Annotated in this window: 24 protein-coding genes and 1 pseudogene; 17 read left to right on the top strand and 8 right to left on the bottom strand. The window is 61.1% G+C overall.

Annotated features, from left to right (window positions below; genetic code table 11):
* Nucleotides 1-8 precede the first annotated feature (8 nt).
* From FHX14_RS25390 to FHX14_RS25380, 3 genes are all read right to left on the bottom strand, one after another.
* A complete protein-coding gene (locus FHX14_RS25390; protein WP_179612959.1) occupies nucleotides 9-1,283 on the bottom strand; it encodes an O-antigen ligase family protein in 1,275 nt (424 codons plus the stop codon).
* A 340-nt stretch (nucleotides 1,284-1,623) separates the two neighbouring features.
* A complete protein-coding gene (locus FHX14_RS25385; protein ID WP_003595767.1) occupies nucleotides 1,624-1,875 on the bottom strand; it encodes a hypothetical protein in 252 nt (83 codons plus the stop codon).
* A gap of 37 nt (nucleotides 1,876-1,912) precedes the next feature.
* Nucleotides 1,913-2,314 carry a DUF2934 domain-containing protein gene (locus FHX14_RS25380; RefSeq protein WP_184379699.1) on the bottom strand — a complete coding sequence of 134 codons (402 nt, stop codon included), beginning with the start codon at nucleotides 2,312-2,314 and terminating at the stop codon, nucleotides 1,913-1,915.
* 154 nt (nucleotides 2,315-2,468) lie between these two features.
* On the opposite strand from FHX14_RS25380, the gene FHX14_RS25375 reads away from it, so the two are divergent.
* Nucleotides 2,469-3,188: a GntR family transcriptional regulator gene (locus FHX14_RS25375; protein WP_183694943.1), complete on the top strand. Its 720-nt coding sequence runs from the start codon at nucleotides 2,469-2,471 to the stop codon at nucleotides 3,186-3,188.
* Between the two features lie 43 nt (nucleotides 3,189-3,231).
* A complete protein-coding gene (gene uxuA, locus FHX14_RS25370; protein ID WP_183694945.1) occupies nucleotides 3,232-4,419 on the top strand; it encodes a mannonate dehydratase in 1,188 nt (395 codons plus the stop codon).
* A gap of 64 nt (nucleotides 4,420-4,483) precedes the next feature.
* On the opposite strand, the gene FHX14_RS25365 is transcribed toward uxuA, so the two are convergent.
* Nucleotides 4,484-5,131 carry a TetR/AcrR family transcriptional regulator gene (locus FHX14_RS25365; RefSeq protein ID WP_003595775.1) on the bottom strand — a complete coding sequence of 216 codons (648 nt, stop codon included), beginning with the start codon at nucleotides 5,129-5,131 and terminating at the stop codon, nucleotides 4,484-4,486.
* A gap of 136 nt (nucleotides 5,132-5,267) precedes the next feature.
* On the opposite strand from FHX14_RS25365, the gene FHX14_RS25360 reads away from it, so the two are divergent.
* Together FHX14_RS25360 and FHX14_RS25355 are read left to right on the top strand one after the other, a co-directional pair.
* Nucleotides 5,268-6,452, top strand: a complete 1,185-nt coding sequence (locus FHX14_RS25360) for an HlyD family secretion protein (protein WP_184379486.1) — start codon at nucleotides 5,268-5,270, stop codon at nucleotides 6,450-6,452.
* A 24-nt stretch (nucleotides 6,453-6,476) separates the two neighbouring features.
* Entirely contained in the window at nucleotides 6,477-8,060 is a 1,584-nt protein-coding gene (locus FHX14_RS25355; protein WP_184379484.1) for a DHA2 family efflux MFS transporter permease subunit, read from the top strand.
* Nucleotides 8,061-8,142: 82 nt separating this feature from the next.
* Here the strand turns inward: FHX14_RS25355 and FHX14_RS25350 are convergent, their stop codons facing one another.
* Nucleotides 8,143-9,009, bottom strand: coding sequence for an aldose 1-epimerase family protein (locus FHX14_RS25350; protein WP_003595780.1), 867 nt, complete (start codon nucleotides 9,007-9,009; stop codon nucleotides 8,143-8,145).
* A 99-nt stretch (nucleotides 9,010-9,108) separates the two neighbouring features.
* Entirely contained in the window at nucleotides 9,109-9,438 is a 330-nt protein-coding gene (locus FHX14_RS25345) for a DUF6665 family protein (RefSeq protein ID WP_041672286.1), read from the bottom strand.
* A 201-nt stretch (nucleotides 9,439-9,639) separates the two neighbouring features.
* On the opposite strand from FHX14_RS25345, the gene FHX14_RS25340 reads away from it, so the two are divergent.
* The 6 genes and pseudogenes from FHX14_RS25340 (at nucleotide 9,640) to FHX14_RS25320 (ending at nucleotide 13,794) form a co-directional block, all read left to right on the top strand.
* A complete protein-coding gene (locus FHX14_RS25340) occupies nucleotides 9,640-11,262 on the top strand; it encodes an ABC-F family ATP-binding cassette domain-containing protein (protein WP_184379482.1) in 1,623 nt (540 codons plus the stop codon).
* Between the two features lie 27 nt (nucleotides 11,263-11,289).
* A pseudogene (locus tag FHX14_RS33140) lies at nucleotides 11,290-11,361 on the top strand (VOC family protein); the annotation flags it as partial.
* Nucleotides 11,362-11,430: 69 nt separating this feature from the next.
* Entirely contained in the window at nucleotides 11,431-12,021 is a 591-nt protein-coding gene (locus FHX14_RS25335) for a hypothetical protein (protein WP_184379697.1), read from the top strand.
* 100 nt (nucleotides 12,022-12,121) lie between these two features.
* Nucleotides 12,122-12,286, top strand: a complete 165-nt coding sequence (locus tag FHX14_RS25330; RefSeq protein WP_003571841.1) for a DUF1328 domain-containing protein — start codon at nucleotides 12,122-12,124, stop codon at nucleotides 12,284-12,286.
* 423 nt (nucleotides 12,287-12,709) lie between these two features.
* Nucleotides 12,710-13,231, top strand: coding sequence for a DUF992 domain-containing protein (locus FHX14_RS25325; RefSeq protein WP_184379480.1), 522 nt, complete (start codon nucleotides 12,710-12,712; stop codon nucleotides 13,229-13,231).
* A 92-nt stretch (nucleotides 13,232-13,323) separates the two neighbouring features.
* Complete coding sequence (locus tag FHX14_RS25320) at nucleotides 13,324-13,794, top strand: GNAT family N-acetyltransferase (protein WP_184379478.1); 471 nt, start codon at nucleotides 13,324-13,326, stop codon at nucleotides 13,792-13,794.
* Between the two features lie 119 nt (nucleotides 13,795-13,913).
* Here FHX14_RS25320 and FHX14_RS25315 read toward each other — a convergent pair whose 3' ends face one another.
* Nucleotides 13,914-14,843: a LysR family transcriptional regulator gene (locus FHX14_RS25315; RefSeq protein WP_184379476.1), complete on the bottom strand. Its 930-nt coding sequence runs from the start codon at nucleotides 14,841-14,843 to the stop codon at nucleotides 13,914-13,916.
* A gap of 72 nt (nucleotides 14,844-14,915) precedes the next feature.
* Here FHX14_RS25315 and FHX14_RS25310 point away from each other — a divergent pair, with 72 nt between their 5' ends.
* Nucleotides 14,916-15,833: a DMT family transporter gene (locus FHX14_RS25310; RefSeq protein WP_184379695.1), complete on the top strand. Its 918-nt coding sequence runs from the start codon at nucleotides 14,916-14,918 to the stop codon at nucleotides 15,831-15,833.
* Nucleotides 15,834-15,874: 41 nt separating this feature from the next.
* Here the strand turns inward: FHX14_RS25310 and FHX14_RS25305 are convergent, their stop codons facing one another.
* Nucleotides 15,875-16,507 carry a hypothetical protein gene (locus FHX14_RS25305; protein WP_012560089.1) on the bottom strand — a complete coding sequence of 211 codons (633 nt, stop codon included), beginning with the start codon at nucleotides 16,505-16,507 and terminating at the stop codon, nucleotides 15,875-15,877.
* A 160-nt stretch (nucleotides 16,508-16,667) separates the two neighbouring features.
* Here FHX14_RS25305 and FHX14_RS25300 point away from each other — a divergent pair, with 160 nt between their 5' ends.
* The 6 genes from FHX14_RS25300 to glpD all read left to right on the top strand — a co-directional run bounded on the left by FHX14_RS25300 (nucleotide 16,668) and on the right by glpD (nucleotide 24,484).
* Entirely contained in the window at nucleotides 16,668-20,195 is a 3,528-nt protein-coding gene (locus FHX14_RS25300) for an adenylate/guanylate cyclase domain-containing protein (RefSeq protein ID WP_184379474.1), read from the top strand.
* 41 nt (nucleotides 20,196-20,236) lie between these two features.
* Nucleotides 20,237-20,497, top strand: a complete 261-nt coding sequence (locus FHX14_RS25295) for a DUF4242 domain-containing protein (RefSeq protein ID WP_003595804.1) — start codon at nucleotides 20,237-20,239, stop codon at nucleotides 20,495-20,497.
* Between the two features lie 428 nt (nucleotides 20,498-20,925).
* Nucleotides 20,926-21,396: an Hsp20 family protein gene (locus tag FHX14_RS25290; protein WP_184379472.1), complete on the top strand. Its 471-nt coding sequence runs from the start codon at nucleotides 20,926-20,928 to the stop codon at nucleotides 21,394-21,396.
* Between the two features lie 51 nt (nucleotides 21,397-21,447).
* Entirely contained in the window at nucleotides 21,448-21,681 is a 234-nt protein-coding gene (locus tag FHX14_RS25285; RefSeq protein WP_003595808.1) for a hypothetical protein, read from the top strand.
* A gap of 371 nt (nucleotides 21,682-22,052) precedes the next feature.
* Complete coding sequence (locus FHX14_RS25280) at nucleotides 22,053-22,826, top strand: DeoR/GlpR family DNA-binding transcription regulator (protein WP_012560087.1); 774 nt, start codon at nucleotides 22,053-22,055, stop codon at nucleotides 22,824-22,826.
* Between the two features lie 143 nt (nucleotides 22,827-22,969).
* Complete coding sequence (gene glpD / locus FHX14_RS25275; RefSeq protein WP_184379470.1) at nucleotides 22,970-24,484, top strand: glycerol-3-phosphate dehydrogenase; 1,515 nt, start codon at nucleotides 22,970-22,972, stop codon at nucleotides 24,482-24,484.
* Nucleotides 24,485-24,509: the final 25 nt, after the last annotated feature.

Here is a 24,509-nt window from a genome sequence, read left to right as displayed (position 1 = left end):
GACAGGCATCAGTTTCGAACGACGGGCGCAAAGCCCGTGCTGCCGCGATCGACGCAAATAAGAGCGACGAGATAGGCGAAGATCGGATCCAGGGCCTTCTGATTGAACATGATGCCGAAGCTGCCGGTTATGACGTAGCTGCTGACGAGCAGCAGAGCCAGCGCAATGGCCAGATCCCGGCCCGGCCCGGCTTCCTTTCTCCAAGCGCCGATCACCGGCGTCGCGAGCATCAGCGAAAGCGCTGCAATGCCGAAAATACCGGCGTCGATCCCCGCGGTCAGAAAACCGTTGTGAACATGGGAATAGGTCAGTTGTGGCCTTAGGCTGTCGGGCAGCTCTGCCAACACTGAGGCCATCCGATTTTGTGGGCCATACCCCGTCAACGGGTCCTTGCTGATTGCCGATATTGCGCCTTTGTAAAGCGCAAACCGTGCACTGAGCGACGTGACTTCGCCGTCGCTGCGTTCGAGCGATGCCATATTTTCCTGCAGCGCCTCGATGCGGTGAAGGATTTGGCCGCTGCCCAGGGCGATAAGGCCCGCAAACAGCAAAGAGCCTGTGATGGCAAGGCTGCGTAAGCTCAGATGGAAGCTGTGTTTGCGAAAATACCAGAGAAAGATGACGATATGAACGGGAATGACCAGCCAGGCCGAGCGCGTTCCCGAAAGCAGGACGCAGCCCAGACCGGCGGCATATCCCAGTATGGCAATTCGTTGCTCGACACTCTTGGGTGATTGAACGTTGAGAAGCGCGATGCCACCGAAAAGAATGCCTATGACGCCCAGCAGCGCAGCGTTCGATGTCCCGGCCTCCGCCCTTTCCATCAGGAACATGATCTGCAGCAGACTGAAAAGAAAGGTAACGATCATGCCGATACCTGCGCCGAGAATAAACAGCGGCACAAGGCGGCCATCGGGGGACTGGCGCATTCGCGGCAACAACAGCCAGACCGAAAAGAAAGGCAGCAGCCGGAATATCCAGTCCAGTTCTTCGGAGTAGGGTGGATTGACGAATATGCTCGCGATCATCACCAGTGGATAGATGGACATGCCAATGGCAACCAGCCGGTCGGATTTCGACAGGTTCAAGGCCAGGCTACCCGTCGTCAGACAGTAGAGGCCCCACACCATCGATCCGAGAAGAATGAACGAGTTAAAGTTCGGCGAAAGTCCGGGAAGGATTGCAAACAGAAACACCGCAATGCGGTTGTTCCGATCGAGTGCGCTTCCCGCCCCATTTTCGGGATAGAGCACTTCTATCTTCAGTTGTCTGAGGTATTTCACTTGCCGATCGTGACCACGCTGATGCCGTTTCGCTAAGGATCGTGATCACGCCTGTCAAGCGGGGGATTGCGTGCAATCTATGGCTTTAAGTCTCGTTGTATTCCGGCAACAGGATCGATGGGCGAAGGTGGTTGTATGAAATGTCGGAATCCGACACATCGCCAGCTTCAGCAGGAAACACGTTTGAGGTGCAGGTTGGTCGAGGTTTGGTCGGCATATTTTCGCACAAGATCGCCGAGCCGACGTCGCGCCCAAGGATGCAGGGCAGGCGCGATGCATCGACGGAGATGATCCGAAGGTCGCGGTCGTACGGTCGGCTTGGACCTCGCGGCCGTCACGGCTATCGCCAATATCGGCGCGTCATATTATCGGTTGATGATCGACCGAGGAGATAGCCGAGGCCGAATGCCAGAATGCCGGCGCCAAGCACCAAGGCGCTTGCGGTTTGCGGGTGAGCCCTTGCGCCGGAGACGACGGCGTAGGCCTCCCGCTTCACCCCATCGGCGGCCGATATCGCGGCTTTGGTCAACCCCTCAGGCTGCTCGGCGGGTGTTCCGGTGAATCCGGCGTTCAAGTTTTGTTTGTCGGCCATGTCGGGACCTTTCCTGAAATGAGCTGGAGGGAGACGTTCAACTTTGCTCGCGCGTGCCGGGGGAGGCTTCGCGTTGATCCGCGTCTTCGATATCCGTTTTGACGAGGAAAGCATCGGTATGTTCGCGCGCGGCCTCTCGCAGTGCCGCGAGATTGGGAAGATTGCCGATTTCGCCCCGTGCATCGAGTTCATGCTCGGCCAGGGTCCAATGATGCCGGTGCTGGCCTTCCGGCCTGCCTTCTTCTTCCCAGAGGGAATATGCCCTTTTTCGAACTTCCTCCTCGCGGGTCGCTGACGGCGATCCGCCACTCTGCCTGTCGATTTCGTTTGCGGCTTGCCGAACCTTCTTCCGTCCGCGTGCGTCCGCGGCAGATGGCAATTCCGGCAGGGCGCCGTCTGCCTTGGTTTCGCTTGTCTTGCGTCGTGCTGGGTTTTTCATGAACGTCTCCTTGCGGATTTCAACCAACTCGGTCGATCTAAGTTCCAAAAAGAGTGTCTTGACGCGTGGATCCTCATCCTCTCGGGAATAGATTGGCAGGGCAGGATAACTGGTATACTAGTATGCCAAACTGCTTCACAGTCCGGGTATTGTTATGCCGCAGCTGTCAGAAACCGAAGTTTTGGTCAGCCCGTTGCAAGAGATCGGCGGCAGGCTGCGCCGGGTCACCACCGCCGGCGCTATATATGAGCGCCTGCATGCCAATATCGTCTCCCTGCGGATGCCACCTGGTATGTCGCTGCAGGAAAAGCGCATCGCCAAGGATTTCGGTGTCAGCCGCACACCGGTCCGCGAGGCTCTTCTGAGGCTTTCCGAAAGCGGGCTGGTCGATATCTATCCGCAGTCGGGTACTGTCGTGTCGCGGGTGCCGGTCTCGGCGATCCCTGAAGCGGTCGTCGTGCGCAAGGCGCTCGAAGGCACGACCGTCGAGACTGCTGCGCTGACCGCCACCGCTGCCGATATTGCCCGTCTCGATGCCATCATAGCCCGGCAGCGCTCGCATGCGGCGACCGGCAATGCCTCGGGCTTCCATGAAGAGGACGAGGCCTTTCACGAAGCGATCGCACAGATATCAGGTTATCCCGGCATCTGGGTGATCCTGAAGACGGTCAAGGTGCAGATCGACCGGGCGCGGCGGCTGACGCTGCCGGTCCTCGGTCGAATGGACAATGTGGTGCACGAACATATCATCATCCGCGATGCGCTCGCCGCCCATGACGCTGCGGCCGCACGTGATGCGATGATCCATCACCTGAGCGCCGTCATTCCCGATGTCGACGAGCTGCGCTCGCGTTACCCCGATTATTTCTGCTGACGGCAGATTGAGACACGAAACGAAAAGCAAGGAAGGAAGAAGGATGCGGCAAGGTTGGAGATGGTTTGGGCCGGAAGCGCCGGTGACGCTCGATGATGTCCGCCAGACGGGCGCGACCAATATCGTCTCTTCGCTGCATCAGGTGCCGATCGGCAAGGCCTGGACGGAAAACGAGGTGCGCGAGCGCCAGTCTCTGATCGAGACGACGCCTGGCGACCGTTCGCCGCTGGTCTGGTCAGTGGTCGAAAGCATTCCGATCCCCGATGCCGTCAAGCGCAAGGGCGGGGAGGCGAAGGCTGAAATCGAGGCGTGGATCGCCAGCCTCGAAGCGGTCGCTGCCTGCGGCATTCCGATCGTCTGCTATAATTTCATGCCGGTGGTCGACTGGACCCGCACCGATCTCGACTTCGTGACGCCGACGGGCGCCACCGCCATGCGCTTCGATCACGAACGCTTCGCAGCCTTCGACCTCTTCGTTCTGGAACGGCCGGATGCGGAAAAGCAATATTCCGCGGAAGACCGGGAACGGGCCCGTGTCGTCTTCGAGGCGATGTCGGAAGAGGAGATCACCGAGATCACTCGTATCATCACCTCGGCTTTGCCTGGTTCGACCACCGAGCCTTTGACCATTCCAGCCTTCCGCGAAAAGCTGGTCGCCTATAGCGGCATCGACGCCGCACGGCTGCGCCGGCATCTGATTGAATTCCTGGAGGCGGTTACACCGGCTGCCGAGGCGCGGGGCGTCAAGCTGACGCTGCATCCCGATGATCCGCCGCGTTCGCTGTTCGGCCTTCCCCGCATCGCGTCGACGGGAGACGATTATGCCGCTCTCTTCGATGCCGTGCCATCGCCGGCGAACGGCATGTGTTACTGCACCGGCAGCCTCGGCGTGCGCGCCGAGAACGACTTGCCGGCGATCGCCCGGCGCTTCGCCTCGCGCATTCATTTCGCCCATCTGCGTGCCACGACCCGTGAGGGCGACGGCCGAACCTTCCATGAAAGCGCGCATCTCGAAGGCGATGTCGACATGGTGGCGGTGCTCAGGGAACTGGTCGCAGAAGATAAGCGCCGCAGTGCCGAGGACACCATTGTCTTCCGGTCGGACCATGGCCACCGCATGCTCGACGATCTCGATAAGACCGTTACCCCCGGTTACCCGGCGATCGGCCGCATGCGCGGCCTCGCCGAACTGCGCGGCATCCTGCATGCGCTGGGCGCTCCGCCGAACTGAGGCGACCCGGACGGCGCGTCGCGCCTTTAGCGGAAATCGTCGCGCTCTGAAGCCAAGCGGTGCTTCAGAGCGCGCAGCCCTTCAAGAACAGATCCGTGCACATCCTCGCCCTTGCGGCGATCTCTTCAATCCCAGGCGGCTGTTGCTGACGCAGCATCGCGGCGCGCTGCGGCTCCAAAATCATCATGCCGCGCAGCATGCCGCAGGCGGCATGCGGATCCTCGAGGGTTATTAGCCCGTGGTCGATCTGCTTGCGAAGCCAGTTCTCCATCAGCGTGTTGGTTCTGACGATGGCTTTCTCATAGAAGCTGGTGGCGATTTCCGGAAAGCGGTCCGACTCGCTGATGACGAGCCGGGTCACGGTGATCGTATCCAGCGAGAGCGTCAGCATGCCATAGGCGGTCAGCATGCGCTCCAATCCCTGCCTCAGATCCGCCACGGCGAGTGTGCCGGGATCGAGGGCCGTGACGAAGCGTCCCGTGCGTTCCGTGATCATGTCGGAAAAGAGATCCGCCTTCGTCGGGAACAGGCGGTAGAGCGTCTTGGTCGAAACCCCTGCCTCCTGTGCGATTGCAGCGATGCTTGCGGCGGCGTAGCCGCTCTCATGGAACTGCCGGTTGGCCGCTTCGATGATCACGCTTCTCGTATCGTCGTCGCAACGGACTTGCGGTCGGCCTCGTGGTCTCTTCTCGATTTCGTGATTTTGGACCATGATAATTTTCCAAATTCTCGTTGACATCCATTTTCTAATACATATTTTGGAAAACATCAAGTTTCCAAAAGTGCATTCCACCTGAATTCAAAGGCCGCGGCCGATAGCGACAGCGACCACTCTAAGGAGAGAGACAATGTCCATCAAAACGCTGCAGGCTTTGAACAACAACGCACCTGTCGCGGAGACCACGGCGGAAGCCGCGCCCGCAACCCTTGATGCCGGCGGCACACCGCACATCGTCGAACCTGTCGTCGTTTCAGAGCCTCCCGTCCGCAGGCGCGCCGGCCGCGGATTGCTGCTCGGCGCAACCGCCATCGTCCTGATCGCCGCCACAGCTTATTACGGCCATACCTACTGGACCGTCGGCCGCTTCGAGATCGCGACCGACGATGCCTATGTAAAGGCTGACAATAGCACCGTCGCACCGAAGGTATCGGGCTATATCGCCGATGTGCTGGTCAGCGATAACCAGGTGGTCAAGGCCGGACAGCCGCTTGCCCGCATCGACGATCGCGATTTCCGCGCTGCCCTCGACCAGGCCAAGGCCGATGTCGCTGCGGCCGAAGCGACCGTCAACGCCGAGCAGGCTTCGCTCGATATACAGCAGTCGACGATTGCCGCTGCCCGCGCCACGGTAGACGTCGACAAGGCCAATGAGACCTTTGCAGAACAAAACAACAAGCGTTATGCCAACCTCGCGACCAGCGGCTATGCGCCGGTGCAGACGGCGCAGCAGGCGGCTTCCGCTATCGCCGCCGCCCAGGCGACGATCGTTCGCGACAGCGCTGCTCTCGATGCCGCCGTCAAGCAGGTCGATCTCCTGAATGCCGAACTCGCCCAGGCAAAGGCGGCCCTTGCGCGCAGCCAGGCCGTCCAGCATCAGGCTGAACTGAACCTCTCCTATGCAACCATTGTCGCGCCTGTCGACGGCAGCGTCGGCAACCGCACACTGCGTGTCGGCCAGTATGTCCAGGCCGGCACCCAGCTGATGTCGGTCGTGCCGACGAGCGCGGTCTATGTGATCGCCAACTACAAGGAGACGCAGCTCACCGATGTTCGGGCCGGCCAGCCGGTCGATATCGAGGTCGATACCTTCCCGGGCCGCACCTATCGCGGCCATGTCGACAGTCTTGCTCCGGCAAGCGGCCAGGAATTCGCCCTGCTGCCTCCCGACAATGCGACCGGCAATTTCACCAAGGTCGTGCAGCGCATCCCCGTCAAGATCGTCCTGGATGGGCAAACTGCCGACGCCGACCTGCGTCCCGGCATGTCTGTCCAACCGAGCATCGACACCAAGGCCGATGCTAGCCGCAACTAAGCGCAGGGACCAGGAGATCGTGTCATGTCCAGCATTGCAGCCACCGCTGGGGCCATTCCGCAACCGCGCGCCAGCACCAGAGAGTGGATCGCCGTCCTCGCCGCCATGATCGGCGCTTTCATGGCGATCCTCAACATCCAGATCACCAATGCCTCCCTCCTCGATATCGAAGGCGGTATCGGAACAGGCGTCGACAACGGCGCCTGGATCTCCACCTCCTACCTGATCGGCGAGATCGTCGTCATTCCGCTGACGGCCTATTTCAGCAGCGTGTTTTCGTTCCGCCGCTATATCCTCGTCAACTCCATCCTGTTTCCGCTGTTTTCGATCGCCTGCGCCTTCGCCCATGATCTCGGCACGATGATCGCGCTGCGCGGCCTGCAGGGTTTTGCCGGCGGCGTGCTGATCCCGATGGCCTTCACCATGGTGCTGACCAAGCTGCCGAAACCGCAGCAGCCGCTCGGCCTGGCGATTTTCGCGCTCTCGGTCACCTTCGCGCCGGCAATCGGCCCGACCATCGGCGGTTATCTTACCGAAAACTACGGCTGGCAGACGATCTTCTTCATCAACGCCATCCCGAGTGCAGTCATGGCCGTGGCTCTTGCGCTGACGCTCGACAAGCAGCCGATGCAGCTCCACCTGCTGAGGCAAGGCGACTGGGCGGGAATTTTCACCATGGCGATTGGTCTCTCGGCGCTGCAGACGGTTCTCGAAGAAGGCAACAAGGAGGATTGGTTCTCCTCGCCCTTCATCGTCAAGCTCAGCATCCTCGCCTTCGTCTTTCTTGCCGCCTTCATCTGGATCGAGCTGACCGTCAAGAAGCCGCTGGTCAAGCTCAGCCTGCTGACACAGCGCAATTTCGGCATCGGCGTTGCCGTCAACGTGCTGGTCGGCGTCGCCCTCTTCGGCACCGTCTATATCCTGCCGCAATATCTCGGCCAGGTGCAGCGCTACAATGCCGAGCAGATCGGCATGGTGCTGGCTTGGACCGGTCTGCCGCAGCTGCTGCTGATCCCGCTCGTTCCGATGATGATGAAGCGCTTCGATGCGCGTTACATCGGCTTTCTCGGCATCTCGATCTTCGCGATCAGCTGCTTCATGAACGTCACGCTTTCGGCCGATACCGCGGGCGACCAGTTCTGGATCCCGAACATCGTCCGCGCCATCGGCCAGGCGCTGGTGCTGACGCCGATCACCGCCATCACTACCGCCGGTATCGCGGCCACGGATGCTGCCGCAGCCTCGGGCCTGACCAACATGCTGCGCAATCTCGGCGGCGCCGTCGGCACGGCAACGCTCGGCACGGTGCTGACCAAGCGCGAGCAGTTCCACTCCAACATCATCGGCCAGTCGGTAACGCTTGGCCGCGATGAGGTCCGCGACCGGCTTGCGCAAACGACCGCCTATTTCATGCAGCACGGCATTTCCGACCCCGCTCTTGCCGGGCAGAAGGCCGTTGTCGCTCTCGGTCAGATCGTCAGGCGCCAGGCCCTGATCCTGGGCTTTGCCGATACCTTCGCCGTCATCGGCGTGGTTCTTGCCATTGCCGCCGTCGCCCTGCTGCTCACCCAGAAGCCGCGGGCTGGCGCTGGCGCCGGCGCGCACTGACAATGGTCTCCGGCGACAGCTGCAAATACTGCCGCCGGAGAAAAGCCTGCGTCGCGCGCTCTGTCGGGCGCGCGGCCTTTTATTATGAAATCTCGACGGTAAAGGCGAAGCGAGCGATCGCGCCCGGTGCCAGGATCGTCGTCGATGGCCTCTTCGAAAGCTCGCCCGAGCTTCCAGCTTCCGCGGCGGTTCCATGCCAGGGCTCGATGCAGAGGAAGGGCGCCCCCGGTTTGGTCCACAGGGCAAGATTGGGCAGATTTTCGAACCGGAATCGCATGGTCGGCCCGTCTTCGACGCCATAACTTAAGCCTTCGCCCGCCCCTTGCGGAAAGATCATCGCATCCTCATCGAACATTGCGTGATCGAGCACCAGCCGGCCGTCCTCGAACGGCGAGGGCAGCGGCGCAGGATTGATGAGACCACCCTGCAGCCGCACAAGCGGCGGCTCGCCTCTATTGTCGAGCGTAACGACATGGGCTTGCCCGGCAGCACCCGGCAGCGGCCAGGCAAAGGCCGAATGGAACCCGAGGCCAAACGGCATCGGCTTTTGGTCGCGGTTGGTAACTTCTGCCGTCACCGTCAGGGCGCGTCCCTCGATCGCATGGGTCACTGCCAGCTGAAAATCGAATGGATAGACCGCCTGGGTGGCCGCCGACGCGAGCAGTTCGTATCGGCACATCGTCGCGGTGGATTCCGCAAGCGCAAATTCGCTGCGGCGGGCAAAACCATGCTGAGCCATCGGATAGATCGTGCCGTCGATGGCTATCTTGTCGTCCGGCGCTTTGCCGACGATCGGGAAAAGGATCGGCGACCGTCCGCTCCAGAAGGCTGCGTCGCCCATCCACAGCCATGAGCGCCCGTCGCTGGTGGCGAGCGCCTGCATCTCGGCCCCGAGGGAGGAGACGTCGACGGTGAGATGCTGGTTTCCAATCCGGATTGAGCTTGGCATCGCAATTCCCTTTCGCCTGGTTCGGCACCAAGGCATATCTTTCTGCGCCGTCGATTTCCACTCAATAGGGAAGGGAGCGGCCTCCGCCGTCGCACCGCGTTATTTCCGCACCGCGCCCAATCTCGCGATTACCTCGTTGGGAATGCCGTAGCGCTGAATGGCGTCGCGGTTGTTTCTAAGCCCGCAGATCTCACGCTGAATGAAGAACGCCCAGACGGCGTCGGACGCTGCATTGAGAAGTGTCTCGCGTTCCTCGGCACTCTGGCGGTCGGCGGTCCAAGCCTTCAGCGCGGCAAGTGCTGACTCCACCTTCAGCCCGTGACGCCCGAGCGCATCGGCGCGTTCCGACATCAGCTCGTATTCGAGGACGTTGAAGCCGTTTGCATTCTGCTGCGACTGTCGGAAGGATTGCGGCGGACGGACGCTCATTGGCACAGCTTCTCCTTGGCGCGAGCCACGATACTATCCAATCCTGTTCCAAATTAAAGAAGCGAGCAATGTCGTGCGAAACCGCCCGCACTTCTCGGGCATCGGGCTCTGGAGGTCGAGAGGGGTGGGAACGGGCCTATCCTGCCATATCCATGCATGGCATAAGGGCGCCGAAATCTTTCCCCAGGTCCCGCGCACATCATGATTCGTATCGAGAATATCAGCAAACAACTCAGTCACCGGATCCTCTTCATCGAGGCGTCTGCAGCGCTCAACAGAGGCGAGAAGATCGGCCTCGTCGGCCCGAACGGCGCCGGCAAGACGACGATCTTCCGGATGATCAACGGTGAGGAGCAGCCCGACGAAGGGCAGGTCTCCTGCGAAAAGGGCGTCACAATCGGCTACTTCAACCAGGACGTCGGCGAGATGGCGGGTCACAGTGCCGTCGCCGAGGTGATGAACGGCGCCGGCCCGGTCAGCCTCGTTGCCGGGCAATTGCGTGAGCTCGAGGCGGCCATGGCCGATCCCGAGCAGGCCGACGACATGGACAAGATCATCGAGCGTTATGGCGAGGTGCAGGCGCGTTACGAGGAACTGGACGGTTATGCGCTCGAAGGACGCGCCCGCGAAGTGCTCGCCGGCCTGAGCTTCAGCCAGGAGATGATGGACGGCGATGTCGGCGCGCTCTCGGGCGGCTGGAAGATGCGCGTGGCGCTCGCCCGCATCCTGCTCATGCGTCCCGATGTCATGCTGCTCGATGAGCCGAGCAACCATCTGGATCTCGAAAGCCTGATCTGGCTCGAGGAGTTCCTGAAAGGCTACGAAGGTGCGCTGCTGATGACCTCGCACGACCGCGAGTTCATGAACCGCATCATCACCAAGATCATCGAAATCGACGGCGGCGCATTGACGACCTATTCGGGCGATTACGAATTCTACGAGCAGCAGCGGGCGCAGAACGAAAAGCAGCAGCTGGCCCAGTTCGAACGCCAGCAGGCGATGCTGGCCAAGGAGATCAAGTTCATCGAGCGGTTCAAGGCACGGGCCTCGCATGCCTCGCAGGTGCAGAGTCGCGTCAAGAAGCTGGAGAAGATCGACCGGGTGGAGCCGCCCAAGCGCCGTCAGGTCGTTTCCTTCGAATTCCAGCCGGCGCCGCGATCCGGCGAGGACGTCGTCAGCCTCAAGAACGTGCACAAGAAATATGGCAGCCGAAGCATCTACGAAGGGCTGGATTTCATGGTGCGGCGGCGCGAACGCTGGTGCATCATGGGCATCAACGGCGCCGGCAAGTCGACACTGCTGAAGCTGGTGACGGGGACCGCCGAGCCCGATGAAGGCAGCGTCGCTCTCGGCGCCAGCGTCAAGATGGGCTATTTCGCCCAGCACGCCATGGATATTCTCGACGGCGAGCACACCGTCTTCCAAGCGCTGGAAGACCGGTTTCCGCAAGCGGGGCAGGGGCCATTGCGGGCGCTCGCCGGATGTTTCGGCTTTTCCGGCGACGATGTCGAGAAGCGGTGCCGCGTGCTGTCGGGCGGTGAGAAGGCGCGGCTGGTTATGGCGATAATGCTGTTCGACCCGCCGAACCTGCTGGTGCTCGACGAGCCGACGAACCATCTCGACCTCGACACCAAGGAGATGCTGATCAAGGCGCTGTCGCAATATGAGGGCACGATGCTGTTCGTCTCGCATGACCGGCATTTCCTCGCCGCACTCTCCAACCGGGTGCTGGAGCTGACGCCCGAGGGCATCCATCAATATGGCGGCGGCTACACCGAATATGTGGCGCGCACCGGTCACGAGGCGCCCGGTCTCAGGAGCTGACGATTTTTTCCCGGCGAGTAATCGTCATGGGGCCGCCGCACGGCCGCCTTTGCGGATCCGTCCGGCCATGTCTGGGAGGTTGCGCAGGAACTCCGCTAAACGTTGCATCCAAGGCCTTGGCAGGCCGCTTCCTTCACGCGAAGGATGGATTCGGTGCTTATTGCCACGATGATGACCAAATTCCGTGGTGTTCGGAGCCCTCTTCATGCAATCGGGGACGGGCGCATCGGCATGGACTGGATCAATCGCTATATCGATCAGCCGCTACTGCACGGCGCGGCGGGCTTGCTGCGGAGCTGGCATCTTCGCACACGGCAACCGCCGGAGCTGCTGGAGCCGACATGGAATCTCGTCGTGCTCGCCTTTCTGCTGATCGCCAGCGGGCAGCTCCTGGCCGGCAAACCTTTCGCGCTCGGTGTTGCCGCGCTGATCATGCTGGCGCTGCCGTCAGCACGAAAACTGCTTTCGGCGGTGAAGGCGAGCGGAGGCGGTTACGGCGCCCGGGAATACAAGTCGCTGAGAGCACGCGCCATCGCCAAACGCGAGGCGGAGTGGTCGGTGCGGATCATCGTCCTGTTTTCCTCCGCCTGCCTTCCCTTCATCGCCCGCATCGACGATCCGGCGGGAGCTTGTTTCATGCTGGGGGCAAGCATCTGGTTCGTCCTGACCGGGCCGCTCAAGGCCTACCTCGATGCGGCCGAGCCTCCCGAGCCGAATGAAGGCGACCGGATGTTCAATGGCGCCTTCCATTTCGGCTAAGCCAGGCCGGTGCGACGTTGCATACGCCGGCCGTGAGAGGGACAGGGAACCAAATGGGGCGGCTTCCGTTATCTCCGCAGCAACGTAAAAGGAGATTGCGATGCTTTATTACGCTCTGGTGTTTCTCGTTGTGGCCTTGATTGCCGGCGTCCTCGGATTTGGCGGTATTGCAGGGGCTTCAGCTTCTATTGCCCAGGTTCTGTTCTTTATTTTCCTGGTGCTGTTCGTCGTATCTCTCGTCATGCGCTTTATGCGAAGAGTATAAAGTGGATCGAACAAGTATAAAAACCCGGCGAACACATCGCCGGGTTTTTCTTTGTTGTTACCTTTGACGCTCCACCACTGACGGTTTCCGTCCCCGTTGCAGTCGGCCCCTGCAAAAATCCGCATGAGCCGCTGCACGAATGCCGTCCGCGCACAGTCGACGGCAATCAGGACCGTGCCTTTCCGGCAACCATTCCTGACAACATCATGAAATAACCGGATGGCGTGAATTAGTGCCTTCGAAATGTCCCATTGGGGGCTGAACCGTAAACCTGTTTGTCGCTTGCGCCTCCCCGGCGCTTTGACTTGCGATGCGAAAATGGTGCGGGATCGGATCGTTTTTGGGTTCCGTCCGTTATCTGTTGCCGAATCTGGTGGCGAGTAGCCGGGTATGCTCCCGTCACGATTTGAGAAGGAGAGACTTATGAATAAAATTCTTGCGACGGCATTTGCCGCGGTATCGTTTACGGTTGTCGGCGCAGGGGCGGTCAATGCCGCCGACCTCGTCACCAGGACATATGAAGAGCCGGACCTGCGCAATGGGGTCAAGATCGGTTACCTCACCTGCGATATCGGCGGCGGTACGGGGTATGTGCTCGGTTCCTCCAAGGAGGCCGATTGCATCTTCCAGTCGACCGTCGGCAATGAGCTTTCGGATCGTTATACTGGCGAAGTGAGAAAGCTCGGGATCGACCTTGGCTTCACCACGCGCAGCCGCCTGATCTGGGCGGTGTTCGCGCCGACCGCCGGTTATCACCGCGGATCGCTTGCCGGCCTCTATGTCGGCGCCACCGCCGAGGCGACGCTCGGCGCCGGTGTCGGCGCCAATCTGCTGGTCGGTGGCACTTCCGGCTCGATCCATCTGCAGACGGTCAGCCTGACCGGCCAGCTCGGCCTCAATGTTGCCGCCGGCAGCGCCTCAATGACGTTGACGGCCGACAATTGATATGCCTTTTTGACGCTCCCTGTCGTATCGTGGCAGGGAGCGTCACGTCATTGAGGCCGATTTCGCGCCTCGCAGCCCAGCCGGATCACGACATGATCGATGTTCGAATGGCAACGCCCGATGAGGACGAGGTCCTTGTGAGGCATTATCTGAAAATCTGGGACAGCTACGGCACGCCACCGGAACATTACAGGCCCGATGCGGCGGCGCGGATCTTGTCTTTCATCAGAAGCGGCCGCGAGGAGCGGTGTCTGACATCGTTCCTTGCCATTGTCGACGGTGAAATCGCCGGTTCCGCATCCTGTCAGCTGCACCAATCGCCATTTCCGGAGGTCATCCGGGAAGAACAGCGGCTGCACGGTTACATCTGGTCCGTCTATGTCGCCGACGCCTTCCGCCGGCGCGGCATCGCATCGGCGCTGACCAACAAGGCCGCCGACTATCTGAAATCGATCGGCTGCACCACAGCTGTCATCCATGCCTCGGATGCTGGCGAGCCGGTCTATCGGGCCGCCCGTTTCGAACTGGCCAAGGAAATGCGCCTGCAGTTTCCGGCGGAGTAACGAAGGATCTTCCGCTTAAAGCGCGTCGCATCAAACTTGATTCACGAGACGCGCTTTAGCTCTTTGTTTTTACGCATGTCGTTGCCGCAAAACCGCTACACACTTTTGCGCGACCTGCTCTAGGTTTTCGCCCGGCCGGGTGCGACAAAGGCGGCGATCGTCGCCTCATCATGGCCGGCCTCGCGCAGGAAGCGGCTGGCAAATTCGATGGCCGGGCTTCTGAGCGCATCGTCCGGTCGGATCAGATGAAAGGCCACGTGATAATCGAGCGTGCGCGCCGACACGGCGACGACGCGCCCGGATGCCAGCGCGGCATCCGATAGCGGCGGCCGGGCGAGCGCGATGCCGAGCCCTTGCGCACAGGCATCGATCACCAGATTGTAATCCTCAAAGCGGCGGTCGTGGCCGCGCGGAGTATAGTCGACTGCCTCGCGGGCGAGCCAGCGGCGCCAGCCTTCGATATTCGAATCGTGCAGGATCGGCAGGTCGAGCAGCGAAAGAGCGTCGGATCGCTTACCGAGCCGGTCTGCCAGCGCCGGGGCGGCGATCGGAAAGGATTTCTCCTGCCATAGCGGCAGGGCGCTCACGCCGGCCCACGGGCCTTTGCCGCAGCGGATGGCAAGATCCGTGCCTTCGCCGAAATCCGCCAGTCGGTGCTCAAGCGTCAGCTCGACATGCAGCTCGTTTCCTTCGAGCTTCGCCAGGCGCTGAAACAGCCATAGCGAGGCGACGGACGGCGTCACCGAAAGACGCACCACCGCCTTGTTGCGGCGAGGCAGCCAGCGCTCGCCGCTATTGCCGAGCAGCGCAAGCGCTTCCTCAGCCCGCGCGAAAAACCGCATGCCCTCCGGCGTCAGGCGCACACCTCTGGCTTCGCGGGCAAACAGCCGCACCCCCATCCAGCGCTCGAGGCGCGAGACCTGCCGCGACACCGCGCCATGAGTGATACCGCTTTCCTCGGCTGCAGCGGAAAACGATCCGAGCCGGGCAGCGCGGGCAAAGGTCTCGAGCGTATCGAGCGGCGGCAGAACCGGTGAGCTGTGAACCATACGCACATTTGATCATCGATTGCGATGCTTTTCAAGCACGCATCGTCGGCTTAATCCTTGGTCAAAGCACAAATGGAGGCGAAAATGAGCATGGCGGCAAGCGCACCGGTTTCGGCGAAGGAACAAGGCGGGTTCGATCTGGTGGCCTTTGCCGCGATCGTCGTCACCATTCTCTTCTGGGCATCCTCCTTCGTGGTGATCCGCATCTGCCTCGGGCCGCTGACACCGGTCGAGCTGGCGACAGCGCGTTATGTCGCAGCCGGCGCCATCGCGCTGGTCTACCTCGTGATCTACCGACCGTTGCCGGAAAAACGCGATGTCGTCCGTCTTTCCATTGCCGCCGTGCTCTTCATCGCCGCTTATGCGATACTGTTGAACACCGGCGAGCAGACGGTTGCGGCAGGGCCGGCGAGCTTCATCATCAACACCATGCCGGTCTTCACCGCCCTTATCGCCACATTCGCGCTCGGCGAGCGCTTCGGCCGCTGGGGCTGGGCGGGCACCGCCATTTCCTTCGGCGGCGTGGCGCTGATTGCGGTCGCCTCCGACGGCGGCTTAAAGCTCGATCCGAATGCTGTCCTCATTCTCGGCGCAGCGCTCTGCTCGGCGATCGCCAGCGTATTGCAAAAGCCGCTGCTCGGTCGGCTGCCGGCGCTTGCCGTCACCGCCTGGATCCTGCTGATCGGTTCCGTGCCGCTGTTTCCGGCTGTTCCGGCAACGGTCCAGGCGCTGGCCGCCGCCCCGGCGGAGGTGAACTGGGGCGTTGCCTATCTCGTCATCTTCCCGACGGCGATCGGCTACCTCACCTGGGCGATCGCGCTGAAGCGGCTTACGGCCGCCCGCGCTTCGAACTTTCTCTATGGCGTTCCGCCGGTTGCCACGCTGATCGGCTTCCTCTGGCTTGGCGAGACGCCGACGGCGCTCGGTGCAGCTGGCGGCGTCATGGCGATCCTCGGTGTGCTCGTCGTCAATGTGATGCGCAAGCGATAGGCGCAATTTGCCCCGGAAGGTGATCGGGGTCTCGTCTAGACCTAGCGGAGCAGCCCGTCCCGCCCAAATTCTTCCCAGCCCCGCAGCTTTGCGGACGCGTCGTCGGTGAGGTCCTGCGATGCCGCAGTCGCCTTGCTGTCCTTCGTCAGGGAGCGTGTCAGCTTCGCTTTGTAGGCAGCCCTCCGCCTGTTCTCCATGGCAGTCGCGGCGTCCTCTTCACGCCACTCTTCGACAACGCCCCGGTCGAGCAGATCCTCCACCATCCGTGGTTCGAAGACGTGGAAGGTGATCTGCCTGGCGCGGCCCCGAAGCTTCACCGTTCGCGTTCCCGCGCTGGGCAGGCGGCCGTCCTCCAGCCAGCGACGTCTCTCGGTCGTTGATATTGTAAGGATGTCCTCGATTTCGCGCGGGATGACCGGCAGGCTTTCAATGCCTTCGAGCGACTTCGCAATGATCGCCGAGGCGTGCCGAAACTCGCTCCTTGCGCTTTCAGGCATTGCCAGCGTCAAAGCCCTCCCGCTGATATCAAGCAATTTTCGCACAGACGATGGGAGGCGCGCACGGATTTCCAAGAGGATTCCCTTGGCGCGCACGGAAGACCCTAGAGTGGCCGCGGGCGGCAGCGTCCACGTTTCGAGCAGTGCTGGGGTGTCATTCCTCTTGTTTCTCGCCATGCGCACACAGATGGGATCAAGGCGCGGCCCCGTCAACGATTACCACAATTGATACAGTGACTCCTCGCTTCCCGCCAAGACGAACAGCTCCTGCGCCACAGCGTGGCACGACACCGGCGTTCGTGGTATTTTTAAGAACGCTGGAGCAGGATCAACGTCGATGCAGACGATTGAGGATTGGCTAGGTCAACTCGGTCTCGGCAAGTACGCCGACACCTTCGTCGAGAATGATGTCGATCTGCGAGCGCTTCCTCATCTTGCCGAATCCGATCTCCAGGAGCTCGGTGTCTCGCTGGGGCATCGGAAGATTATTCTAGCTGCTATAAACCAACTTGCGGATCAACGTTCGGACGAACAGCCTCCTGCTTCGGCCGCCACCGAGGCCGTGTCCGAAGCTGCGGCCGACCGGCGACTGCTGAGCGTGCTCTTCTGCGACCTGGTCGGATCGACAGCGCTGTCAGCAGAGCTCGACCCGGAAGACATGCACGAGTTGACCCGCCGTTATCAGGATAGCGTCGCCGGCGCCGTCACGCGCTTCGGAGGCTACGTCGCCAAATATCTCGGCGATGGGGTGCTAGCCTATTTCGGGTGGCCAATGGCTTACGAGGACCATGCCGAGCGTTCAATCCGGGCCGGCCTCGCGGCGATGGCCGCCGTCGACGCCCTGCAGCCGCCCAACGCAGAGCGATTGAAGGCCCGCATCGGCATCGCATCCGGGCGCGTGGTCGTTGGCAACACTGACGGCAGCGCGAAGGAGCGGGCATCGATCGCAGGAGACACTCCCAACCTGGCGGCACGTCTGCAGGCTGCGGCCGCCCCAGGCCAGATCGTGATCTCCGACAGCACTCGCCGCCTCGCCGGGCAGTCGTTTGAAATCGAGAGCCTCGGCGCGCAGGAGCTTAAAGGCTTCGCCTCGCCCGTTGCACTGTTCGAAATCCGCGGTCAGCGGGAGGTGGATAGCCGTTTCGAAGCCGCGCATGCCAGCGGGCTTTCGAAATTTGTCGGGCGCGTTAGTGAGATCGGCCTGCTGCTCGAACGGTGGGAGTTGGCGAAGGCCGGGCAAGGCCAGGCGGTCTTCCTGTCGGGGGAGGCCGGCATCGGGAAATCCCGGCTTGTCGAGGCTTTCGAAGAACGCCTGCAAGAGACACAGCATGAACTCATCCGATTGCAGTGTTCACCCTATCACGCTACCTCGGCCTTTTACCCGATCGTCGAGCGACTGAGCCGGGTTGCGTCGTTTACGCCGGCAGATGACCGCAACACGCGCATCGAAAAGTTTCGCACGCTTGTGCGCCGCTACGGCGAAAATCCTGCCGACGTTGGCGCCATCTATGCCGAGCTGCTTTCGCTCGACGTCGGCGACGAGTTCAGGCCGCCGGATCTCTCCGCCCACCAGCGCAAGGAGCTTCTCGTTCGCACATTGGTGAACCGGTTGCTGCTTGCCGCCAGGATCGCACCGGTGCTCATGGTTTTCGAAGACGCGCACTGGATGGATCCATCCACCAGCGAAGTGCTGAGAGAACTCGTCAGCCGGCTGCACGGCGCCGCCGCCCTTGTCGTTGTGACCCACCGACCGGAATGGAGCGCGAACTGGGCAGGCGGACTGGCGCAGGCGACGACGCTCTCCGTTGGGCGCCTTACCAGGCAGCAGATGCGTGAACTGATCGAATCCATGGTGTCCGACATTCCCGAACAGCTCGCCGAAAGGATTGCGGAGCGAACGGACGGGGTGCCGCTGTTCGTCGAGGAGTTGACCCGCTCGGTCGTGGAGAGCGGGAAGCCGTCGTCGCTCAACGCAGAAATCCCGGACAGTCTGCAGGGTTCCCTGATGACACGTCTCGATCGTTTAGCGACGACGGCCAAGGAGATCGCGCAGATCGCCGCCGTAATAGGCAGGGAATTCGATCGCGGCCTTCTTTCGAAGATCGCAGGCGTCGACGACCGCGCGCTCGAGACAGCACTGAACCAGCTCGAAACCAGCCAGATCGTCGTCGAAGGCGGCGTCTTGCATGATGCGCTGGTTTTTCGACATGCGCTCATTCAGGATGCGGCCTACCAATCGCTCCTCAACCGGCGCCGGCGGCATTTCCACGAGAGGATCGCCAAGGTTCTCGTCGAACATTATGACGATGTCGCTGCCACGCAACCCGAACTCATCGCTCAGCACTACGAGAAAGCCCAACGGATTGAGCTCGCGCTTCCCTACTGGATGAAGGCTGGAGAACGCGCCCTCGCACGATCAGCCAACTACGAGGCGGTTGACAATTTCCAGAACGCCTTGGCAATTGCAGAGCAGTTGCCTGAAGGGCCCGCGCGGCAAAGAGACCTACTCACTACGATCCTCAAACTCGGCGACGCGCTGTTCGCTGCGGGTCGCATGACGGATTCGCTGGCGAAATACAGGCTGGCCGCGCCATTGGCCCGCAAAGCGGCCGACACGCAAGCCTTTATACGTGCAGTGATTGGGCTAGACGGTACCAAATTCCTCTCTTCGAATTCGCTTGCCGAAACGGTGCCGCTTCTCGAGGAAGCCCTCGAGATGGTTCAACCATCGGATATGAGTTCACGGTGCCAGCTTCTCAGCCGCCTTGCGCGGGCATATACCTACCTGAGCGACAGCAAGAAGGCTGCAAAATGCCATGATGAAGGAATAGAACTGGCCCGACGGGTTGGTGACAAGACCGCGCTCGTGGAGCTTTCCGCTCTGCCATTCCTGACGCCGGCGCCGGTCAAATCCGTCACGGAAAGAAACGACCGAATCGCTCGCATCGATGAAATAAGGCGCCTCGCGGATGAGATCGATGACGACGATGTGCGGAGCCGAGCGCTTTCCGTTGACGCCTATGTCTCCACGGAACTCGGCGATCGCGCACGAGCCGATCGGGCGGTTGACGCACTGGACGAACTTGGTACCGAGCGGCAACATCTCAACGTCCAGTTCTACGCTCGCACCGCAAAAGCGATGATGGCCATCCTCGATGGAAGGTTCACCGCCGCGGAGGAATTTGCAGAAGAAGCGCTAAAGCTGGGCATGCGGATCCTTGGCGCTGCGCCGGAGGGCGTTTACGGCATGCAGATGTTCGCGATCCGACGGGAGCAGAGCCGCCTCTCGGAGGTCGCGCCGGTCATCAAACTGTTGATTGAGGAAAGCCCGGAGGGAACCACCTGGCTACCGGGTTTTGCGTTGGTTGCCTTTGACCTCGGCTATCGGGATGCAGCCCAGCGGAGGTTGAGCGAGCTTGCCCGCACCCGTTTCGCCCTTCCACTTGACGGAAAGCGAAGTGCGTCACTCTCGTTCCTGACGGAAGTTGCCGCCGGCCTTGGCGACGCAGATGCTGCCCAGACCCTCTATAAACTTATGCTGGACTACAAGGAGATGACCGTCACGATCGGGATGGCAACCGTTTGCTTCGGTGCCGCAAGCCGCTATCTGGGCGTGTTGGCAGCGGCGTTGGGTGAATTCGACAGAGCGTCGAAGCACTTTGAGCACGCGCTCGAGATGAACGCGGCGATCGGCTCGCGGCCGTGGCTTGCGCACACACAGGCAGATTATGCGGACTTGCTAATGAAAAGGGGTAGCCGGGCCGCGATAAAGAGAGCAATGTTGCTATCCGAGAATGCCCGGTCAACCGCGGCCGAACTGGGAATGGTCCGGCTGCAACAGCGACTGAAGCCAACGATTCATTAGAACCAACAGTTCGTTGCTTTTGGTGGGAAGAAGGTCTCGTCATGCCACGCTACATCATTGAAAGAAACTTCGCGGAACAACTCGATCTGTCGAAAGAGGGGGTCGAGCAAATCAACCTGATCAATGACCAGGAAGGAGTGAAGTGGATCTTTTCCTTCCTCAGCGCCGACAGAAAAAAGACCTACTGTCTTTACGAGGCGCCTAGTACGGAAGCCATTCTCGCTGCGGCTCGGAGGAACAATGTTCCCGCGGATGTGATCATAGAAGTCAGCGAGGAGATCGGTCCCAATATGTTTGCGTAGCGCTCCTCGGCCATGCCCGGCGCAAGGCATTGCCGCGCTTCACGTTAGAAAATTCACCAAACCGTAACGGCCGCTCCGGTCGGCTGGGGTTGCTGCGACCTCAGGATCTAGGATCCTGCGAATGCCCAGAAGCCATCTCCTTTGCATCCACGAACTCGCGTCCTGCCCGGGGCCTGCGACAACTGCCCGAGCTTTCTGGCATCATAGAAACCTTCGAGGCGGTGCCCGTGAGATTATTCCACATTTTCAGTCTTCACGAGCTGTCCTGTGGTCCAATATGCGGGTCCAAATTTTTTCAAAAGGGCATCTTGAAACCGAAAATACCGAAAACCAAATCGATACCGTCGGCAGCCCAGAAGGGGGTCGACAGCCGGGGACGCAGGTTTCCGCCGCGTTCCTTTCCATCTCGCTTCTAGGAGGTTTTGGTCATGAGAACTGAATTTGACTTCGCACCGCTCTACCGCTCCAGCATTGGCTTCGACCGGGTTTTTTCGCTGCTGAACAATCCGCAGCGCCCGCAGGCCGTCGACGCCTGGCCGCCCTACGACATCCTTAAGGTCGGTGACAATGAGTACCGAATTGTCATGGCAGTCGCCGGCTTCGAGGATGGCGATCTCGACATCACGCAGGAGCGCAACGTGCTTCTCGTCAAGGGCGGGAAGGCCGATGACGCCAAAGCTGAATATCTGCACCGTGGTATCGCCACGCGCGGCTTCGAGCGACGCTTCGAGCTTGCCGACCATGTGAGCGTGGAAAACGCTTCGCTGAAAAACGGTCTGCTGCACATCGACCTGAAACGCGAGATTCCGGAGGCGATGAAGCCACGCAAGATCGCGATTGGTGATGGCGCCCAGATACAGGTGCCGCTGCAGATCGAAGGTGAAAAGCAGGTCGCGTAAGCGTTGATCGACGGAGGCGCAGGCGACGCTTGGCGTCGCCTGCGGAAAATAATGAAAACATTCGGTTTCGATAAGCCAGACTACTTCGGCGCTGCCGATCTGCGTATCTGCCAGAGCGTCTTCGATATCGTCGCTTCGAAAGCGGGAGTGGAGCCGACATCTGAGGAGGGCGAGCGCATCGCCGCCATCGTCGTGCAGCTCTATCGCCAAGGAGTGAAAGAGCCAGACCGGCTGCGGGTTTTGGTCGAGTCCGCCCGCGGGATTAATATTGCAAATGCTGCGTGAAAGCTGGGACGCCGCACGACAGCGGCGTCCTTCGTATCGCTGTGTGATTTGAGTCGCCGTCTTGAGGTCGCGGCTCAAGCCTTCGCACTATTGTCGTGAGGCGAATTGGCTTCTGCCTGAGCGGATACGCGCCCGGCGGGGTTGGTCCATCCGTCAATCTCAAAATCGTGGATGGCGGCTTGGCTGCCCTATCGCGGGTCCGAGATGCCAAGTTTCAGGTGATTTCGGTTGGTGACGATATCCACCCAGCCAAGAGTTCCCCACCGCCAAAAATGGTGGCTTTTGCTCTTGGACTGAGTGCCTAGTGACAGATAGGCATTGCGCGGGCGTTCACTTTCTTTAAAACGAAAGTAGATCCAAAGGGCGCGCTCATGTTCTTGACCGACCGGCAAACTGAAATCGTGGCAATAGCGAGGTCGAGCGGCAGGGTCCTGGTCGAAGAACTCGCTTCCCGCTTTTCCGTAACGCCGCAGACAATCCGCAAGGACCTGAATGATCTCTGCGATGCGCAAGTGCTGACGCGCATTCATGGCGGCGCCACATTCCCGAGCGGAACCGAGAACGTCAAATACGAGGCGCGCCGGCAGATCGCCGCGTCCGAGAAACAGGCGATCGGCATGGCTGCGGTCGAGCTGATTCCGAGCGGGGCCTCGCTTTTCATCAATATCGGAACGACGACCGAGGCGGTGGGCGAGGCGCTCGCCAACCATCACGAGTTGATGGTCATCACCAATAACATCAACGTCGCCAACAGGTTACGCTTGCTCCCGGCGATCGAGGTGGTGATCGCCGGGGGCGTCGTGCGCGGTTCGGATGGCGGGATCGTCGGCGAAGCGGCTGTCGATTTCATTCGCCAGTTCAAGGTCGATTACGCTGTCATCGGCGCGTCGGCGATCGACGTGGACGGCGCGCTTCTCGACTATGATTTTCGCGAGGTCAAGGTCGCCCAGGCGATCATCGCCAATGCCCGGCATGTCATTCTCGTTGCCGACTCCACCAAGTTCGAACGCACCGCGCCGGTCAGGATCGGCCAGCTTTCCCAGGTGCACACCTTCATCACCGACCACTGTCCGGTGCCGTCCATCCGCAATCTCTGCCTCGAAAACAATGTGAAGCTGATCGAAACGAATGGCAGGCCTCGCTGAGGGCGAGGTAGCGAGCCGTTCCGAAACGAAAATCCCCGAAACATTCGTTTGACATTCGTATTCCTTTCGTTTTAACTGCCCTCACTTTCGCAATCGCGCAAGTTTTGTGCGATGCGAAATCCGCAGCGGGCTCGGAGGGGATATTGGGCCGGGAGATCTACGACATATTCGTCATCGGTGGCGGCATCAACGGCTGCGGCATTGCGCGCGATGCCGTCGGGCGCGGTTACTCCGTGGCGCTGGCCGAGATGAACGATTTCGCCTCCGGCACCTCGTCGGGCGCCACCAAGCTCATTCATGGCGGGTTGCGTTATCTCGAGCATTACGAGTTCCGCCTGGTGCGTGAATCGCTGATGGAGCGCGAAATCCTCTGGGCGATGGCGCCGCACATCATCTGGCCGCTGCGCTTCGTGCTGCCTTACCACAAGGGCGGCATCCGGCCGGCCTGGCTGATCCGGCTCGGCCTCTTCCTTTACGACCATCTCGGCGGCCGCAAGCTGCTGCCGGCGACCGCGGTGCTCGACATGCGCCGTGACCCGGCCGGCAAACCGCTGAAGGCACTGTTTACCAAGGCTTTCGAATATTCCGACGGCTGGGTCGATGACGCCCGCATGGTGGTGCTGAACGCCCGCGATGCCGCCGACAAGGGGGCGGCCATCATGCCGCGCACCAAGGTGGTGTCGGCAAGGCGCGAGAACGGCTTCTGGCACATCGAGACCACCGATACGGTCACCGGCCGCAATGACAGCCACCAAGCCCGCATGCTGATCAATGCCGCCGGCCCCTGGGTCGACCATGTCATCCGCTCCGCCTTTGGCCAGAACGAGGCTCACCACGTCCGTCTCGTCCAGGGCAGCCATATCGTCGTCAAGAAGAAGTTCGACGACGCTCGCGCCTATTTTTTCCAGAATCCCGACAATCGCATCATTTTCGCCATTCCCTATGAGGGCGATTTTACCCTGATCGGCACCACCGACCGCGATTACACCGCCGATCCCAGGGATGTCCGGATCTCCGAGGAGGAGACCGTCTATCTCTGCAATGCCGCCTCGGAATATTTCAAGGAGCCGGTCAGACCGGAGGATATCGTCTGGACCTATTCGGCGGTCCGGCCGCTTTATGACGACGGCGCCTCGAAGGCGCAGGAAGCGACGCGCGACTACGTGCTGAAGCTGGAGGGCGAAGGAAATGCCGCGCCGCTGCTCAACGTCTTCGGCGGCAAACTCACCACCTATCGCCGGCTTTCCGAACATGCGCTGGAGAAGATCGGGACTGCAATCGGCGTCAAGGGCGCCCCGTGGACGGCCAAAAGCCATCTGCCCGGCGGTGACTTCCCGGTCCGGGGGTATGATGCCGAGGTCGCCGATCTGAAACGGCGTTATCCGTTCCTCGCCGATCGGCATGCCCGCCGGCTGGTGCGCCGCTACGGCACGAGAACCAAGACGCTGCTCGGTGAAGCCCGCGGCCTCGACGATCTCGGACGGCTGTTCGGGGGCGATCTCTACGAGGCCGAGGTCACCTATCTCGTTGAATATGAATGGGCCCGGCACGCCGAAGACGTGCTGTGGAGAAGGACAAAGGATGGTCTGCGCCTTTCGAAGGAGCAGGCTCAGTCACTGGAGGAGTACATGGCTGCCATACCGGCGATGGTCGGATAGGCGGCGTGTGGTCCCCGCTGCGTGG

This window comes from Rhizobium sp. BK619, from assembly GCF_014195245.1.
GTDB lineage: Bacteria > Pseudomonadota > Alphaproteobacteria > Rhizobiales > Rhizobiaceae > Rhizobium > Rhizobium acidisoli.
Note: the sequence above shows the minus strand (reverse complement) of the source record. Positions and strands in the feature narration are given on the sequence as shown.